The sequence below is a fragment of the Humibacillus xanthopallidus genome, assembly GCF_006716675.1.
Lineage (GTDB): Bacteria > Actinomycetota > Actinomycetes > Actinomycetales > Dermatophilaceae > Humibacillus > Humibacillus xanthopallidus_B.
Map to the genome: position 1 here is coordinate 132503 of NZ_VFPM01000001.1, position 17380 is coordinate 149882.

10 protein-coding genes and 1 pseudogene are annotated in these 17380 nt (G+C 67.9%); 4 read left to right on the forward strand and 7 right to left on the reverse strand.

Annotated elements, in window-relative coordinates; genetic code table 11:
* Positions 1 to 340 precede the first annotated feature (340 nt).
* Positions 341 to 2431, forward strand: a complete 2091-nt coding sequence (locus FBY41_RS00650; RefSeq protein WP_141841511.1) for a hypothetical protein — start codon at positions 341 to 343, stop codon at positions 2429 to 2431.
* A gap of 35 nt (positions 2432 to 2466) precedes the next feature.
* Complete coding sequence (locus FBY41_RS23565; RefSeq protein ID WP_221629219.1) at positions 2467 to 2793, forward strand: cation:dicarboxylate symporter family transporter; 327 nt, start codon at positions 2467 to 2469, stop codon at positions 2791 to 2793.
* Between the two features lie 214 nt (positions 2794 to 3007).
* Here FBY41_RS23565 and FBY41_RS00660 read toward each other — a convergent pair whose 3' ends face one another.
* Together FBY41_RS00660 and FBY41_RS00665 are read right to left on the reverse strand one after the other, a co-directional pair.
* Complete coding sequence (locus FBY41_RS00660) at positions 3008 to 5947, reverse strand: Tat pathway signal sequence domain protein (RefSeq protein WP_141841512.1); 2940 nt, start codon at positions 5945 to 5947, stop codon at positions 3008 to 3010.
* 336 nt (positions 5948 to 6283) lie between these two features.
* Positions 6284 to 8788: a carbohydrate-binding protein gene (locus FBY41_RS00665; protein WP_141841513.1), complete on the reverse strand. Its 2505-nt coding sequence runs from the start codon at positions 8786 to 8788 to the stop codon at positions 6284 to 6286.
* Between the two features lie 1027 nt (positions 8789 to 9815).
* On the opposite strand from FBY41_RS00665, the gene FBY41_RS00670 reads away from it, so the two are divergent.
* Positions 9816 to 11750: a glycoside hydrolase family 97 protein gene (locus FBY41_RS00670; protein ID WP_185748822.1), complete on the forward strand. Its 1935-nt coding sequence runs from the start codon at positions 9816 to 9818 to the stop codon at positions 11748 to 11750.
* Positions 11751 to 11898: 148 nt separating this feature from the next.
* Here the strand turns inward: FBY41_RS00670 and FBY41_RS00675 are convergent.
* The 3 genes and pseudogenes from FBY41_RS00675 to FBY41_RS00685 form a co-directional block, all read right to left on the reverse strand.
* Positions 11899 to 12386: pseudogene (locus tag FBY41_RS00675) on the reverse strand (transposase); the annotation flags it as partial.
* Positions 12387 to 12562: 176 nt separating this feature from the next.
* Positions 12563 to 14032, reverse strand: coding sequence for a hypothetical protein (locus FBY41_RS00680; RefSeq protein ID WP_185748823.1), 1470 nt, complete (start codon positions 14030 to 14032; stop codon positions 12563 to 12565).
* A complete protein-coding gene (locus tag FBY41_RS00685) occupies positions 14029 to 14418 on the reverse strand; it encodes a hypothetical protein (RefSeq protein WP_141841517.1) in 390 nt (129 codons plus the stop codon). The genes FBY41_RS00680 and FBY41_RS00685 overlap by 4 nt, the downstream gene beginning before the upstream one ends.
* Positions 14419 to 14527: 109 nt before the next feature.
* Between FBY41_RS00685 and FBY41_RS00690 the strand changes: the two genes are divergently transcribed.
* Complete coding sequence (locus FBY41_RS00690) at positions 14528 to 15514, forward strand: hypothetical protein (protein WP_141841518.1); 987 nt, start codon at positions 14528 to 14530, stop codon at positions 15512 to 15514.
* 245 nt (positions 15515 to 15759) lie between these two features.
* Here FBY41_RS00690 and FBY41_RS00695 read toward each other — a convergent pair whose 3' ends face one another.
* Positions 15760 to 16848, reverse strand: coding sequence for a DUF4192 domain-containing protein (locus tag FBY41_RS00695; protein ID WP_141841519.1), 1089 nt, complete (start codon positions 16846 to 16848; stop codon positions 15760 to 15762).
* A 113-nt stretch (positions 16849 to 16961) separates the two neighbouring features.
* On the reverse strand, positions 16962 to 17363 hold the full coding sequence (locus tag FBY41_RS00700; protein ID WP_141841520.1) for a hypothetical protein: 402 nt from the start codon (positions 17361 to 17363) through the stop codon (positions 16962 to 16964).
* Positions 17364 to 17380: the final 17 nt, after the last annotated feature.

Sequence of the window (17380 nt, forward strand, 5' to 3'; positions counted from 1 at the left end):
GGGGGTGGTGGGTCAAGCGGTTGCTGGCGATCGTCCGCAGAGCGTTGGCTCGGCTCGGTCGCCGCGACGGCTGAGCCGGTGCCGGTGGGTCTGCACTGTGGATGCCGATGCGCAGGTGCGCATGCGTCGGACCGCGCAACAGTCGTCGACCGGCCGGGTCCGGCCGCTACCGGCTGGGCGAACGGATGATTGCGACACGGACCAACAGGTGATTTACTCGCGGCAAGCGCTTTCCACTCTTCGACGCCACGGTCTGTTCGATGCGAGCAACGTTCGGGCACCGCATTGTCGGCCGGTCAGCGCCTTCGACCACGCAACTGCACTCATCCAAGGACGCCCCATGTCGACAGCGCGCCTGCGCCCCTTCCTGAGCCTGTGGTTCGGCAACTTCTTCGAACCCTTCTATAGCGACGCGGAGGCCACCAAAGCGGGAATCGCGGACGCTGCCGGCCTGGGGTTCACCAGCATCAACTTGGACTCCAAGGCGTGGCGGGACTTCTTCGACCGGTACGAGGGCAAGCCCGCCAGCACCTATGTCGCCATGCAGGAACTGATGATGGACGAGGCCGCCCGTCACGGCCTCGACTACACCTGTCTGGCCCTGTACCTGTGCGGGGACAACCTCTACCCGTCCATCCGGGACGTGCCATCCGTGCGCGGGGAGGAGCCCTCGCGACCGGACGGCACCCTAATGGGCACGTACAAGTACTGGTCGCGCGTCGCTCAGGACTCGATGGTCGAGCACGTCCGCGGACTGCTGCGCCTCTACGGGGCGGGCATGCACCGAACCCCAGAGGGCAAAGTCGTCATGCAGACGATGTTCGACCCGATTCCGAAGCCGAGCTTCGACGAGGAGGGCCGCACCAAGTACCTTTCGTGGCTCGCGACGCGCTACGAAGGCGACATCTCCACCCTGAACCAGCGGTATGCGCTGGACTCTCCGGGCTTCGACGCGCTGACCCCCCATGAGTATTGGCTGCGGCCCGAGGAGCTGAACTGGGTCGGGTGCGCACGACCGAGTGTTTCGGACTTCGCGAAGCGCACCCCTGACTTCCACCGCTGGGTGGATAACCAGACCCATCTGGCCGACGTGCTTCAGGACTACCTGCGCACGATGCGACGCCGATGGAACGAGCTCGACACCGACCTCTTCGTCGAGCCGGTGTTGCACCAGTGGGGTTACTTCTTCAACCCGCCGGGACAACCCGACTGGCAGACAGGGCAGCGGGCACTGGACGTGTACAAGAGCGCCGAGCACGTCGACGGAGCGCTGTTCATCGCTTCACCCCTCAACGCGGAGAATCGCCCGGATGCCATGGCCCTGAGCGTCGAGGCGTCCATCGCGCGTTGCGCGAACGCCGGCAGGGCGTTCACGGGCGGCCTCTACCTGGGCCGGCACATCAACCAAGACGTCTACCGGACCGTGCCGCCGGCCGAAGCCATCGCGACCCACGTCGCCAACGGGGCCTCCCGGATCCACGCCTATGGGTATAGCGGTCTCGACGACGGGGGTGTCATGTTCCGCATGGATGAGCTATTCCGGCAGTCCTTGCGGGCGGGTAATGAGTGGGCGGCGCAGGTCATCCCGCTGCTGGACGGGCGGGAGCGTGCGAAGGAGGTTGCGATCCTGTTCCCGGCCGAGATGAGCCTGCTCGAGCCGCTCGAGGTCGACACCGACGGACGGCATCGGATGGACCTTCTCGGCTGGTACGAGCAGTTCACCGACTGCGGATGGCACGTCGACATCCTGCACCCCGACCAGGTCGTCTCCGGGGCGCTGCTGCGCGACTACCAGCACCTCGTCATGCCGACCAACTCCCTCTACGACCTCGCCGACGACGCGACCAGAGAGGCGCTCGAGGCTTCGGTGCGGGCGTTCGTGGAGGGCGGCGGAACGGCGTTGCACGGGCCTGGCTGCAAGCTGGCGCAGAGTGCGCTGGGCGTCATCGAGCAGGAGCACCCGTTCGACTGCATAGCGTGGCGCGAGGACGTGATCCCGCACGGCTGGTCGACGGTGTCGTTCGAGACCGGCACCGCCCTTGGGCGGTTCATCCAGTCCGGCGCCAGCGCCATCTCCGAGCACACCATCGGTCAAGGGCGCGTCTACTCCTTCGGCTTCCAGTGCGGGTACTCCTACAGCCGCGCGTCGATGCCCATCGTTCCCCCTGAGTACGGCAAGCGCGAGATGCATCCCGTGGTCTTGCTCGAGCAGACACCGGTGGAGCTCCTGGTGGGCCGCTCCCCTCTTATGACGATCGCACCGCTCAAGGGGGTGGAGTTCGCCCGGTTCGGCAACCAGCTTCTGGTCACGAATCATCGCGCGAGCCCGATCGACATCAGCGCCATTGCGGCCAGCCGTGCGATCGCGCAGACCCCGTCGGGGCCCGGACTTCTCGCCGGACATGCCGCTGTTTACCTCGAGCTTGCCTAGAGGGCTCGCTCCCCGGATGCCACGGACACGGCAAGCTGCAGCACGCAGGCGCGCGTCGTGACTCGGACGCGCTCGTTGTGGAGACGGGGTACTGCTTCAACCTCGACGGCGCGGCCGTTTACCTATCGCTCGCCTCGATCTACATCGCGCAAGCGACGAACACCGAGCTGTCCGTCGGGCAGCAACTCGGCCTGCTCGCCGTCATGCTCCTCACGTCCAAGGGAGTGGCCAGCGACGCCGGCCGGCTCGCGCCGGTCGAGTCGCCGAGCGGGTTGGGAGTGGCCCTGCGCCGTGCCATGAGCAGGGATGGGGCCGGGTGGTCCTCGCCTTGCGCGGCAATAAGAGCACCGACGGTGGCGTGACCCTCCTGACGACTGTCGGAGCCGAGCTCCCGACCGACTCAGCGGAACTCGGGCAGCAGGTCTGGTGTGATCTCCGTCTATGACCGCGTAGGCGTGGCTTCCCCGCCAGCCGCACCGGGACCACGCGGTAACCGCCGGCTCCGCTCAGCATGCCCTGCGCTTCGGTACGGCCCCGCGGGGGACCCCCATGGGAGCCTCCCGCGGGGGCTGGCGCTTACGCAGGGGCTCGCGAGCTCGGGTCGAACAGGACGACTGTCTCCCCAGGCGCGACATACCGTTGCTGCTGCAGGGTGACGCGGGCCCCGGTGGCGCAGTCGATGCCTGAGCCGGACGCTTGGGCTCGCCACGCGAATGTCTGGTCCGACGTGGTGTTCATCGCGATGTGGTATCCGGCATAGGACAGCGAGTAGAAGGGTGCCCTGCCGACCCCGATCGACTCGACGCCAACTCCTGTCGCGCCGAGCGCGGGGTCCATGTCGCTGGGGGTGTGCGCGACGGGAAGCCGCTCGCCCGCGAAAGCCTGGTGAAGGGTCGGCCCGGAAGGAGCCCAGCCGCCCGGCACGAGGGTGTTGCCGTCGCTGTCGTTGATCGCGTAGTCCCAGCAGACCCAGTCCTGCACGGTGAACGTGCCGACGGGCGGGGTCGACCCGAAGTCGACGTCACACCGGATGGTCGCGCTGCGCTCGAGGTCGGGACGGAGCAAGTGGACGCGCGACCAACGGTTGACGGCCTGCCGCGCCCGCCAGTACAGCGAGACGTAAAGCAGCTCGTCGCCTCGCTTGAGCGCAATCACGCCGTCGAGCTCGTCGGTGAAGAGGAAGTCGGGCTGGTTCCAGCCTCCCGGCAGGCGCGCGGGACTGGTCGCCTGCCGCAGAAACGTGGGCAGATCCTTGGTGATGAATTTGCTGGCGGTCAGGCCGATGCGTGAGGACAGGTCGGTGTGCAACAGCTCCAGCATCGGGCCGAGCTGGCCGTCTGCCACGAGCTCCTGCGTCCACCCGACCAGCTCAGGGGTGGGGAACGTTGCCGCAAGCTGCATCGGGTTGATGTCCTTGTCCACCGGCACCGCGTAGTCGGCCTCGCCGGGGTAGTGCTCGTTGCGCCAGCCGATAATTGTCTCCAGCTTCATGACGCGATTGCCGTCGGTGTCCGCACCCTCGTGGCGGAACCATCCCCGAGCGGTGAGGACCTTCAGGATCTGCTTGCGCAGGATCTCGTCGGTGGCGGAGATCGCCCCGGTCGTGACTGCCTCGTAGATCGAGGTGAGCAGGTCGGCCAGGATCTCGCCGTAGCCGCCGACGTACCCGAGCTCCCGGCTCAGGCCTTTGGGGGTGTAAAGGTAGTAGTGGTGGCCTAGCTTCCACTTCTTTGACCCGTCTGCAAACTCACCAGAGCTCAAGGGGGTCAGGCCGACCGCCTCGTACAGCCATTCACGGGCCTGCGGTTCGGGCCAGGCGTCGGTCGGCGACAGGAGCGTGAGCGCCTTGTTGCACAGGTAGATGCCGAGGCTGGTGAACTGGACCTGGTTCGTATAGTGACGCTGGTTCTGGCGCCAGTGGTCGCGGCTGGCGAGGAGCATCTCGCGGTATGCGCTGCGTCGGCTGGGCAACCCGTCGGCCTTGGGCGGATCCCCGGCGGTCTGGATCAGGTCGACGTCGTCGAACCAGGCCGTCCCTTCACCGCGGACGCGAAGGTCGATGCGCACGCTCGTCGCGTCGGAAGGGACCGTGACATCCGCGATGATCTGGGTCCAGTCCTGGCTGCCCCTGAGGTTCCCGAACTTCTGATCGGCCTTGGCGGCGCCGGCGGCGGTGTAGAAGATGACGTCCAGGTAGGCGCCGTCGATGCCTGAGAGGTTCTCCGTCCGACACCAAGCCGACACCCGGTAGGTACCGGAGCCGACGAGCGGTCGGTACTTGCCGTTCAGGCTGACGCCAACCGTGCTTCCCGACGTCCCGTTCGGGTTCGCGACCACTTTCAAGGACGCCGTGCCGCTATGCCGGGCCTGGGTGTCGACCTCTTGGGTGCCAGTGCTTCCGCTGCCCCACGTCGACCTCGCCCACCCGACGAGTCCAACTTCAAATCCTGGGTTGGTGACCGCGGTCGACCCTTGGGAAACAGGCCGGTCGAGCAGCGGTTCGATGTCGGCCCAGAGCCGGTCAATGGCTTGGCCAACGCGCCCGAAACCGAGCCACTGCTGTCCTGATGAGGTGAGCAGGGTGGAGTCCTTCTTCCACGCCAGGTAGTAGGCGTCGATCGCTTCGGCGACCTTCGTGACCGCTCGCGGCTGATGGTAGGCGGGACCGTCTGGCCACTCGTAGCCGTGCACGAGCGTCATCCAAGCCCACGGGTCCATCGTTGAGGGTGGGGTGGCGTCCAGCAGCGCGGCCTGGTCGTTGAGGACACGGTCACGGACGAGCTGGATCGCGGCCGCCGAGTCGTCGGCCCGCTTGCCGAGCCCCGCACCCGGTCCGAACTCGTCGTCCTGACCCGGGGTGAAATACGGGTCGGTGTGCGTGTAGGCCGCGTAGATGGGCCGCGTGGCGTGGGTCATGGGCTTGTAGAACGCCTGAGCGCTCCCGCCGTAGGCCCAGATCCGTCCCATGGCGCGGATCTCGACCTCGAGGCTCTGACGCCCTTCGGTCATCCGCTCGGGCAGCGGGATCGTGTGCAGGAAGAAGTGGCCGGCGATGCGGGGGCTGAGGCTCATCTGGTCGAGGTTGTCGACGGGTCCTTGGTCGAACCAGCCGACGATCTTGCCTCCCACGAAGAGCTGAAGGCGCCACTCGTCGTTGAGGTCGGCCCAGTCCTCACCCCAGAGCTTGATGGACAGGTAGGTCGTCTGCTGGGGGTGGACCTTCATGGTGAAGGACATGGTGCCGCCCCACATGTCGGCGGGGTCGTTGGCGCCAAGGACGCGAGCGGTCTGGCCGACTGCCCCTGTCATGCAGCTGGTGAGGGTGCCTGTGAGCTGGTGCGCCGCCTCGGAGGCAGGCGTGCCGAAGACGAGACGGTCCCGGGCGGCCGAGGCAGCGCCGTCTGCAGGTCCCGCTGTCCCCGCCGATGCCGGCTCGCCCGTGACGGCCCACAGGTAGGCGCCCGCGGCGCCAACGGCCCCGTACTTCATGATCTGTCGCCGGCTGAACTCAGCCATGTGTGGTCTCCTTTGTCCACTCCCCGGCACCGTTCGCACCTGGGGTACTGCCAGCGCTGCGAACAGCGCGCTTGTCGTGCACCTTGATGTCGCCGATAACCGGCGGCGCTTGCTGACGCTGCCGCACTCTCCAGATCTCAGATCCGGTTGAATGGCCATCGCCAGGTCGCGCAAACGCCTGCGTTCACCAAGCGCGCGTCCGCGCTACTTCAGCGTCGACGCGCAAATGCGAAGGTTTTCGCAAGCCGGTGGCATGGTGGGGCCGCCCGGTCTACGTCGGGAACGGCCGCCCCGGATGGGTGCGGAGCGGCCGTTCCGTTTCGCGTGCCTGCTCGGTCAGCCGACGGCGACGCTCACCGACTTTCGCGTGACGTCGTGGCCGTCGTCGCCGACCAGGACGATCGACTGGTCACCGCTGTCGCGAGGGGTCCACACGATGACGTTACGGTCGAGCCGTGCCCCCGGCGGCAGGGTCTCAGCGGTGATCTTCACCGCGTTCCCGTCCGCGTCGTAGGCCGACACCGGGATGCGAACCTCTGAACCGGCCTGCACCAAGTCGGGGACCTGCACCGTGAGCTGTGGCGGCTCGGCGTTCACCGGGTCGGCTTGCACCTGCTTGAGGACCAGCGGGGCATCCACCGTAATGAAGAGCAGGTGCGCTCGCTTCGGCGATGGCATGAGCGGCAGCCTTGCAGTCCTCAGCTGTCCGTCAGGCGAGGCCGGCAGCACGCCGACAGCGATCGGGTCCGACGTCATCGTGTCGGAGTGGACCGTGACCGAGACCGGTCCTGCGCTGCGGTACCGCAGCGCCAAGGTCTGTGCGCCAGACTTGAACTCGACGGGCGGAAGCGCGATCGCGCTCTGTCCTTGTACGAGAAGCGCGGACTCGGCGCCCAGGACGGTCGAGTGACCCTCGGGGGTACCCATCACGGCCGTTGCGGGAGTAGCGACGTAGGGGTCGACGCCTTCGGTCCAGCGGACCGTGCCCAGCGAGACGTCCGCGCCGCCAGTCTGCACGAGGTAGACGTCCTTTCGGCCGACCACGGCCCGCGCCTCCTGCGCGCGCTGCACCGGCAGCCACACGCCACCGGTGTCCGGCAGTGCGTACGTTGCCACGGCCGGTCCGTCCGGGGACCCGGTGCGCAGCTCGAGAGTGGCCGGGCCGGTGGTTCGGACCTTGGCCGTGAAGGACTGGGCGCCGTTGTCGAAGTCCAGGTCGCGCCAACCGATGGAGGCGCCCGCTGGGAGGGTGACAGACTTGTCAGGACCGGGCTTCGTCCCCTGCTGGGCGGGGGCGGCGGCCGCCACGTTGTCCAGCTGCGCGGACCCGGACGCGACCTTGATCCAGTCAACCGCGCCCTGCCAGTGGTACACGTTGTTCGACCCAGTGAACGTGAGCACGATGGTGTGCTTGCCCGTCATCGGCCGTGTGAGCCGTGTCGCGGTCGTCTGGAAGATCGTGTACCACCCTGTCGGGGCGATCGTGGCGTTACCGATGAGCTCGCCGGTGGGCGAGTCAAGGTGGACGGCCACCTGGGTCGGCACGGTTGTGCTCGCCCCACCACGCAGCAGGAACGTGTCCCGCGGAACGTCACCGAAGTCGAAGTTCGCATACTTGATCCACCCGCCCTGCTGGATGTCGCGCACGATGAGTCGCGACCCGTCGGCGTCGACCCAGGGGTCGTTGCGGACGTCGTTCTTGCCTGAGGTCTCCGTCCAGTCGGCAGCGGCGACTCGCTCGAAGGAGGGGTCCGGGCCGTAGTTGCCGTTGGGCGCCGGCGGACCGGCGGGCTTCCCCGATGATGCTGCGGCGGCCGGCGTCCAGAGCAGGTCGTTCCAGTCCGAGCCGATCTGCTTGGCCATCGCGGACAGGTTCGGCATGTCCTTGTCGGCCACGCCGAGCTCGTAGTGGTAGTGGTTGTAGATCAAGGCCTTCAAAGGCGAGTTGACGTTGAACTCGCTGAGCTTGCCGGTGAATTCACCGCGGGTGGTGGGCGACACCTGCTTGTAGAGGGTCGTGGGGTTGAGCTGGTGGGGCGTCCACGGGACGTCGTAGCCCAGGTTGTACTTGGCGAAGAACTCCGCGCCCGAGAGCAGCCTGTTGTTGCGGTAGGCGAACAGGTCGGTCCCCAAGTCCCCGAGGTTGCCCTCGCGGGACTGGATCCACGTGGTCTGCGCGATCTCGGCCAGCGTCGTCAGGTCTCCGTGGGCGTGCGGCTGGTCGCGACCCATCTCATTGAGCTGGCCGTTGTCCCTGATCTGACGGTCCAGTGAGAAGTCCTGCCCAGGGACGGGATTCGTCCCGACGGTGGCACGGTTCAGGTACTTCGCGAAGAGCGCCTTGTCGTCGAGGAAGACGGCCGCGGCGAACAGGGCAATGTGCCCGTAGCCGGCCTGGTTCTGGAACATGTCGTCGCGGTCGACGCCGACGGGCGGCGGTGATGCCACGATGCGCAGCAGGTGGCTGAATGCGGCCGTGTCCGCGTCGGTCCAGCCGGATCCCTCCGTGTACCTGAGGATCTCGGCGGCGCTGGCCATCCGTGCAACACCTGGGGCGGCATGGATGAACTCGGTCAGGTTGGTCAGCTTGGCGGACCACTGGCGGATGATGTCGAGTGCCTTGTCCCGGTAGGCTGGATTGCCGGTGACATACCACTCCAACGCGTTCGCGTGGGCCGCGAAGCCGTCAGTGCCGATGGTGTACTCGATAGGCCGGTTGAACCCCTCGACGACCGCCAGCGGCCCCTGAAGCCGGTAGTCGCTGCTCGCGCGCGGATCCTCCCGCACCTGCTCGTAGGCGCTACGCCAGGGTTCGACGCCCTTCTGCACCATGTCCCGCATGAGGTTGAGCTCGTCGCGAGAGCTGACGATCCCCGGGTGCGCGAAGCCTGCGGCGCTGATGACAGTGCCTTGGCCGCGACCGATGTCCGGATCGACGATCGCGGAACTCCCGACCGTCGAGGCGACCAGGCCATCTACGCCTGAACTCGCGGCTTGCGCGCGGTCGACCGAGCCAGCGCTTACCAGCGCGAACGCCAGTGTGGCGGTGAAGAGAGTTGTGAGAAGCCGACGCCGGCTACTCAGTGAAACGTGCATTGCGATCTCCTGTGACCTTCTCAATGTGGCGGTTGCCCTCGCGCGTGACGTGAGCTTCTGAGGGTCGGGCCTCTGATACAGCCAGCCGACCACTAGGGCCGCGCCTCGTTCGCCGATTCCTCTGTGCCAGTTGGCCCCAGAGTTGTTCTGCTCAGATATTCGCTTGCGGAATGCGCTTTCCAGCCTACGGCGTGATCACCATACTGGCGCGGTTGTCCAAGATCAACCCCTTGGCCGAAGCGACTGTCGTGGCACCCGGTCGAAAGTTGAGGCTGCCCGGCATTCGTCGTCCAGGCGGGGCGGCGCCGGGAGCCCGCCCTGGTCCTGCGAAGCAAAGGCCGGCCAAGGGCGACCGCCGCGTGACGGCGGCACTCGGCTCAGCAGGTCACGCATGTGCCCGCTCATGCAACCGGCAACCGCCTCCAACTCTTCGAGCGACATCGCCGAGCTTCACCCCATCCATCCCCCCGGCACCACATGCTCACCGGAGCCCAGGCGAGCTCAACAGGACGGAGGGGCTCTATGCCGCCGTACTCGGGCGGGGCCCCGTGCACGTAGACCTGTTCATGGCGGACATGAGCTTCACCAACCTCTGGGCTGGGGCCTCAGGCAGCTCGAGCCAAAGGACGCGGGGCCCATCACATGGGTCCTCAACGGTGGCAAACCGCACGTACGGCGCCAGAGATACCGGGTGGAGGCCCAGGTCTCGACACATTCGCGCCGAAGACCTACCATGTTTGCGGTAAACGCTTTCCAGCATAGGAGTCGACTGATGTTCAATGGTCAACCGATCCGGCGTCGTTCCGTACTACATGGAGCTGCGGCCGCTGCGTTCCTTGGCACTGTGGGCGCCAGTCGTGCGGCTGCCACCAATGCGTCTGGCCAACCCCACGTCGTGCAGTCGCCAGATCATCGGCTGCTACTGAAGCTGTTTCACACGCCCGCGGGGCTTTACTGGTCGATCGTCCACGACGGCTTCGAGGTGGTACGTCGCTCTGATCTCGGGCTTCTCCTCGCGGGGGACACAGAGCCGCTCGGTGCGGGGGTCAGTCTGCTCGGGAGTTCCTTGGCGGAGAGCCGCAATTCCTACCGGCCGCCCTATGGGAGGTTCGCGGATCTGGATGAGAGCCACAACGAACTGACGTCGCGCTTCTACGACTCCGCTCGCAGAGTGGAGTTCCTTGTGCAGGCCCGGGCCTATAACCAGGGTGCAGCCCTGCGGTTCGTTCTCTTGCGCGCCCCCGCGCCTGCGCTAGAGCTGCGAGGGGAGTCGACGACCGTCGTCCTGCAGTCGGGGTCCCTCGTGTGGGCCAGCCGCGACGAGAGCGACTACACGCGTGTACCTGCTCACTCGATTCCAGTCAGTACCAACCAAGTGTCGGACGTGGGCCCTCTTGCTGACACACCGGTGACGATTGAGGTGCCCACGGGGCATCGACTGAGTTTGGCCGAGTCCGCGCGCGAACACTACCCGCGCATGCTTGCCTCATCCGTGGACGGCCAGACAGACACTCTCGGAGTACACCTCGCGACCTCGGCTCAACGTGGAGGTGGCCCCACCGATACGACCTTCGCCGTCGAACTGCCGTTCATCACACCATGGCGCACACTCACGATCGGCGCGGACGCCAGTGCGCTGGTGGACAACGGCGACCTTGTCACGCTGCTGGGACGGGAGAACATCCTCGGAGACACTTCGTGGATTCGCCCGGGCAAGGCATACCGCACGGGGCTCACCACCGCGGCCGGCATCCAAGCGGTTGATCTTGCTGTCGTCAGGAACCTGCAGTATGTCCACTTCGATGCTGGGTGGTACGGCCCCGAGTTCAACAACTCGTCCGATGCCACCCGCCCCATCGACGCCTTGGACCTGCGACAGGTCATTGACTATGGCCGACAGCGCGATGTCGGCGTCACTGTCTACGTGAATCGTCTGGCCGCCGAGCGGCAACTTGACGAGATCACCGAGCTCTATCCCGAGTGGGGCGTTGCCGGAATCAAGTTCGGGTTCCTCAGGGAAGGAACGCAGGAGGAGAACGACTGGACCTTTGAGGCCATTCGCAGGTTCGGCGAGGCTCACCTGTTGGTCAATGCTCACGACAATCTGCGCCCTGCAGGACTCGAGCGCACGCTTCCGAACTACATCACCATGGAAGGTGTCCGAGGCAACGAACATTTTCCCACTCCTCGCCACAACGTGGCCCTTGCCCACACGCGCAACCTCAGCGGACCGATGGACTACACCATCTGCTACAAGCAGTCGCGGCTGCAGACCACTTCAGCCCACCAGTTGGCAATGGGCGCCGTCTACTACTCCGCCTTGTCGTGGCTGTATTGGTACGCATCGCCCACCCAGTTCCTGACTGGGCCCTCCGAACTGTCCTGGTTCGACGCCATGCCGACGACATGGGACGAGTCTCGCGCGCTGAGCGGCGACGTAGGTGAGCATGTGGCCATTGCCCGTCGACACGGCCACACGTGGTTCCTCGGGGCAATGACGAACGAGTCACCTCGACAGGTCCACCTCGACCTCTCCTTCCTTAAAGAGGGCCGATGGACGGCTCACCGCTACGCGGACGGCACTGCCTCCACGGATCCCAGAGCCACCCCGGTCGTCCAAAGTATCGAGGCAGTCGACTCTTCCTCCGCGCTCGCACTGGACTTGGCGCCCGCCGGTGGTCAGGCCATCCGATTCGAGCCGGCGTAACGCCACGCCGCTACTCGCGATCGTGGCAGGACGCCCGCGAGACGCGTCGTGTCCCCGGCGAGGTGTCCATTGCCACAGAGGCGCCACGATCCGTCCGCAGGCGGGGGCACGACACCGCAGGGCCCGCCTGTTGGTTCATCAGGCGCCTCCCGCCGACCGAAGTTGCGCCCTTGACCGTGCGCCCTGGCCTGCTGCCGGCGCGATGACCCGGCAGCTGCCGCAGCGCGTCCCGGATCACGGTGATGTGCTCGACGACCGTGTTGGAACCGGCGTTGCCCTTGCGCAGCAGCACCGCCAACGGTTCGCCCGTCCCGTCGCTGCAGTGGTCGACGAACCCAGTCAGGGGATGAAAACCGAACCCGCGTTTGAACGTCGGCGCCGCCTGCTCCTTGTCCGAATGCGCCGTCACCAGCGTCCCGTCCACGTCGATCACCAACGGCTTGTTCGCGCTGGCCTCGTGGTCCGAGGCCCGGTCCCCGGCCAGGAACCAGGCCTGCGCGCGGGCGGCACGGGCCGAGTTGATCGCCGTGAGTGTCTTCGTCGCATCCTTGGCGAGGGCGGCGAGGGTGCGCGAAACCGTCGCGTCCGAAGCGACCGTCCCGTACACCCCGGCTCCGCGCGCAGCAGCGCGACATCCAGCTCGCTGCGCTCAGTTGTCCCGTCGCTGATCACGAGGCAGGTGTACGAGATCCACAGGCGCCATCGATCACCTGGTCGCTGGACTGCTGGTAGCTGGTCCCTCTGCGGCCCTGGACATACTCGCCGTCGCTCCCCAAATGAGCTTGGGAGATGAAAGACAGGCGAGACGACGATCACCTGACGCATGAGCGGCTGCGTGCCGCTGCTTGGCACGCGGGGCGCTGAAGAACGTGATGGGGCCCCGAATCCGGCTTTGGAGCAAGCAATTTCACCTGGTGCGCGCCGTCCGGGGCACTGATGAAGGCGGCGGCCCCGGCCGCTGTCGTGACCGCCTGGGTGACCCGCTCAACTGCGCGCGTGAGTGAAATCCGGACCAGGTCCGGGAGCGCGACGGGCCGGTCTTGGGCGTGGTCGACGGGACGCACCCATGCCTCGGTCGAGACGTTGCCGTACGTGCCGCGCGCCTCGAGCGCCATCGCCAAGGCGTTGACACTGCGGGCCGACGCGAGCACATGCGGGTCCGCTGTCGCCTCCAGGAGGGCGTACGCGAGGTCCGTGGACGTCGCGAGCCCGAACTGCAGCGTCTGGGCGACCTGCTTCAGATCCACTCTTGCGGCCAGGGTTTCAACGCTCGCAACACCGGTGCCCTCGTGAATGATCTCGAGCGTCGCGGCGCGGATCTCGTTGGCTGCCGTGACCAGGTCACGCTCCAGCCCACGACCGCCAGACGGTGCCAGCTGCCCCCACGCCGTCGCGAGGCCGACCCAGCTCGCTTGGGCGGACTCGAGCGCGGGCGCGAGGCGGGTGCGGTACTGGCCGGGTTCGATCGAGCCGGTCTCGGCGCCGGCGCGTAGCAGCGTCTGGCTGGCGAATGCGGTGTGTGCTTGGGTCTGGGCGATGAGCGTCATCGTCGCGGCGGTGATGGCGCCGGCCAGGGCACGATGGGCCTGGATGTCCCAGGTGGCGAGGGCCTGCCGGAGCCGGTCCGGCTCCGGAAGTGGTTTGTGTTCGCCGTGCAGCGCTGCGGGGAAGGTGCCCCAGACGTAGGAACCGGCCAGCTGCTCGAAGGCCGCCATCCGATCACGCGCCTCGACGGTGCGTTTCATCGACTCAGCCGGCAGCGCGGCGCGTTTCGAAGCGGGCATGGCGGCGAGGTAGCGCAGGTCGCGGTTCAGGGCGACCTGAACTCCGTGGGCGCCGACGTAGAGGACGTGCACCAACCGTGCCTTGGCAGCGTCGAGATCCGACCGGACCTCGGGCCGCATCGGGCGGACATCGGTGCGACGACGCGGCAGCAAGCCAGCCGCCGTGGTGAGGTTCTCGCAAACCCGTAGCAGCCGATCGTCCCCCGGCCCCTCTCCGGGCCACTGGCGCCGCCGGGCGGCCTTCATCAGGCTGGCGTTCATCGTCTGGAGCTGCTCCATCAGGACCTGGTCAGGATCGCGGCGCTCGAATTCGTTTGCGCTTGCCGACGATTCGGGGAAGGCGCGCCACAGGTCGGCCGCGGCTTCGACGACCTCGCCCCAGGTCCGGACCATGACCCGTCCGTCCATCAGCGGGGTGTCCATCAGCACGTCGCGCACAAGGAGGTCGCAGTCCAGCAGCAGCTCCCCGACGCTGCGGCCCTCGAGGGCGGGCATCATCCGTGCTCTCGCAGGAGGTCGCACAGCGCGACGACGACTCGGCTGCTCCCCCTGGGCAGCGAGTCGATCGGGACCGTGCGGGTCAGGGCCTCCGCCGCGCAAACCAGCTCGAGCGGGTCGTCACGGTCCAGGCGCGACTCGGCGGTCTGGATGTCGAGGAGCTCGATGTCGGCAGGCAGCAGGGCGCAGGCTTGGATGGCGGCGACCCGGGCTCCCAAGCCGAGATCCGACAGGGCGAAGGACTCCTCGAGCCCGGGCGGCGCCGGGTCGGCGGCCAGGAAGTTCAGGCAGCGATCCGCAGCAGCCTCCAGGAGCAGGATCACCCCAGCGAGCACAGCCAGGCCTTCTGCGCCCGGCGTCATCGTCTCCGGTGTCTTCGACGTCATGGCGCGTCCCCTCTTGGTCGGATTGGATGGCTGTCTTCATCCACGCAGACAGCGCCAGCGGCGATCCGCCTCGGCGCGGGCCTGTGGATAACCCACGGGGTGTCGGTGCGTGGGCGGACACTGGGCTTACGGACGAAAGCCGGGCGGCCGCCTGCTGACGATCAGCCAGATCTCGACTGATCGGGCGGCGTTGTCGCTCGGCATGGGGGTGGGTGTGATGGGGGTACCGCTGACCAGGGTGCTGGCGCAGACGCCGAGACTTGCCGTCAGCACTGTTGTGACGGCGGCGCTGGCCGCGCTGCTGCCGGGCCCAATCGGTTGGCTCCTCTTCCTCAGCGTCCTATGTCTGGGGCTCGCCCTCCTGGCCGGCGCCGGCGAACACGCGGCGGTACGTTGGCTGTTCGGTGCCCGCGCGTTGACGCCAGCCGAGGCTGCCGCGCTGGCACCCGCGATCGTCCTGCTCTGCCAGCGCGGCCTGGGACCGCCGCTGGTTCGCCTGTACCTCTGGCCCGGGGGGCGCACGGTGTCCGCGAGCGGGGCGGGTCGGCGATCCGTTCTCGTCTCCGCGGAGCTCGTGTCGCAGGTCCGTCTGGGCCGGCTCCCGGCGGATCAAGCGGCTGCCGTGATCGCCCACGCGGCGGCCCTCGTCGGGGTCGGAGCCGTCCGTTCCGAGCTGGGGATGCGGCTGTGGACGACGCCGTGGCGGTTCCTACGCGGCCTCGCCCGCACCGTCGGCACCGCCGGCGGGCGGCTGCCGCTGGTGGCCCTCATGTGGCGGGCACGCTTCGTCGTTGCCCTGGTCGCCCTCGGCCAGGGCGTCAGTTCCGGTCAGCTCGAGGCTGTCATGGCCGGCGCGTTGAGTGCGGCTGTCGTCGCCTTGAGCTACCTCGCGCCCCGGTGGGAGAAGGCGTGGGCCTCGGGGCTGCAGGCCTTGGGGGACGAACAGGTCGCACGCGCCGGCCTGGCGGTCGCGTTGGCTGATTTCCTGCTGCGGCAGTCACGCTCGGCCGCCACCTTCGAACGGGTCCACGCTCTCGAGCTCGCTCACGCCTCGCTACAGCCGCCGAGTCCACCGGTCAGGGCGACGCGACGCTGACAGGCGACTCGAGCGACCGCGAGCGCGCGGTCTGGCACGCCGAGCCATCAAACCTCCCGCCCCACGCCCGACCGCACGGGGCAACGGTGATCGTCGTCAGTGATTCCCACGTGGAGGGTGGGCCCTCGGGAGCTGGGATCGCGTTCATCAAGAGTCGATGCCCTATGCCACATGCTCCGGCCCGCCGAGGCGTTCGCCGAGTCCGGTGCGTGCCACCGCCCGGCTGGCGAGGACTCTCTCCGCTCTCACCGGTGTGGACCACCAGGGCCGCGGCCGGCTGGGGGCTTCGGCGGCTCGTGGATCGCGCGGCGCAGACCCACGGACTTCGACGATGCGGACGGGTCATGCTGGGGTCCGTCCAGATCGTCCGGGACGGTCCAGGTCCAGGGGTCCATCCCGAGCTCCAAGGCCACGTCGATGAGGCGCGCCATCGGGTAGGCGGTGCCCGCCGGAACCCGGTCCAGTGCGACGCGTGCCTTAACGGCGTCGCCGTCGAGCCAGTGCGCGAACGCGGTCAACGACGCGACCGCAGCCACCGGCGGCACGGGTACAGCGGTGGACTCCGGTGAGGTCGCGTCCGCGGGGCTCTCGGGGCACCGCGTCAGCAGGTCGCGCCACAGCTCGGCGTGGCGGGGTGGGGTCGAGCGTTCCATCGAGGCCCAGGCATGATCCCGAAGCGGGGTGTGCTGCACGTCGGCGATCAGGCGTGCCGCATCAGCGTCCGGCAGGACGGTGTGGCTGGCCGCCCCACGGTCCAATGTTCTGCTGATCCATTCCCGCTCGGCCTCGCCCAGGCGGCCGCCGCACGCAGCCGCTGCGGCTCGCTCGGCCGCAAGAACCATGAGCTGGTCCGGCACCGCTCGGCCGGGTGCGTACGCCTGCCGCAGCTGCGCCGGGGTCGCGAAGGGTGTCGGACGCTCGAGCAGGAGGAACTCTGCCGTCATCAGGTCCCGGTCGCTCTGGGTCACCTGACCGTGGTGCGGTCCGTCCAGGCGCACCCAGTCGTCGCCGTCGACCGCCACCGCACCGATCACCGGGACCTTCGGCTCGAGCCGCTCCCGGACGGTGTCGCACACCTCGCGCGCCAGGTCCGGCTGGTCGGTGTAGGCGAGCAGCACGACACCGACGCCGGCGCCGGCATACGCCCGGGCGAGCCCCTCAGCGACCGCCAGCGTCTGGGTGACGCCACGGGGCAGGTTAACCCTTGCGACCGGGGCGCCGCCGGTCACCTCGGGGACGACCACGAGGGAGTCTTGCGGGTGCACTCCGAGGAAGTGTGGGACCGCGGCGACCACCTCGCTCATGTTGTGCAGCACGAGGTTCTCCTGGCTCACGATGCGCTCCTTCGCGTCGAACGGCAGGTCACCTCCCAAAGCCACGCACCGGCCCGTCGGCGATCACCCTGCATTCGGCTGCTGCGGCCTCGCCTCCGTGTCACGTCTGGGGGTCACGGCTGAGGGCGGTCCGGACCTGAGGAACTCTCCGGCTTTGGGTCGCCCATCTGCTTCCGCTCGAGGTTCCGGTCCGGGCGCTGCTGGTCGCCGCCGAGCCGGCGCAGCCGCGCGATGTCCTGTCGGGTGAGGCTGGGACCGCACCACTGAGTCACCTCGGCCGGCGTGAGGTGCTCACCGTCGAGCAGCTGTCGCAGCGCTGCACCCGCGCGCTGCTCGTACCTAACGACGGCAGAGTCCCGCTCCCCCAGCGCGACGAGCACCTCCGTCGCACTGGCCGCCAGCCGCTTGTCCCGCTCCTGCCGCTGCGCCCGTAGCTTCGCCTGCGCATCGAGCGCAGCACGGCGCGCCGCCTGTCGCACCGACGGCCGCTCCCGTCGGCCGGTGGGTTCACTCATGGTCCGCCCCTTCTGCT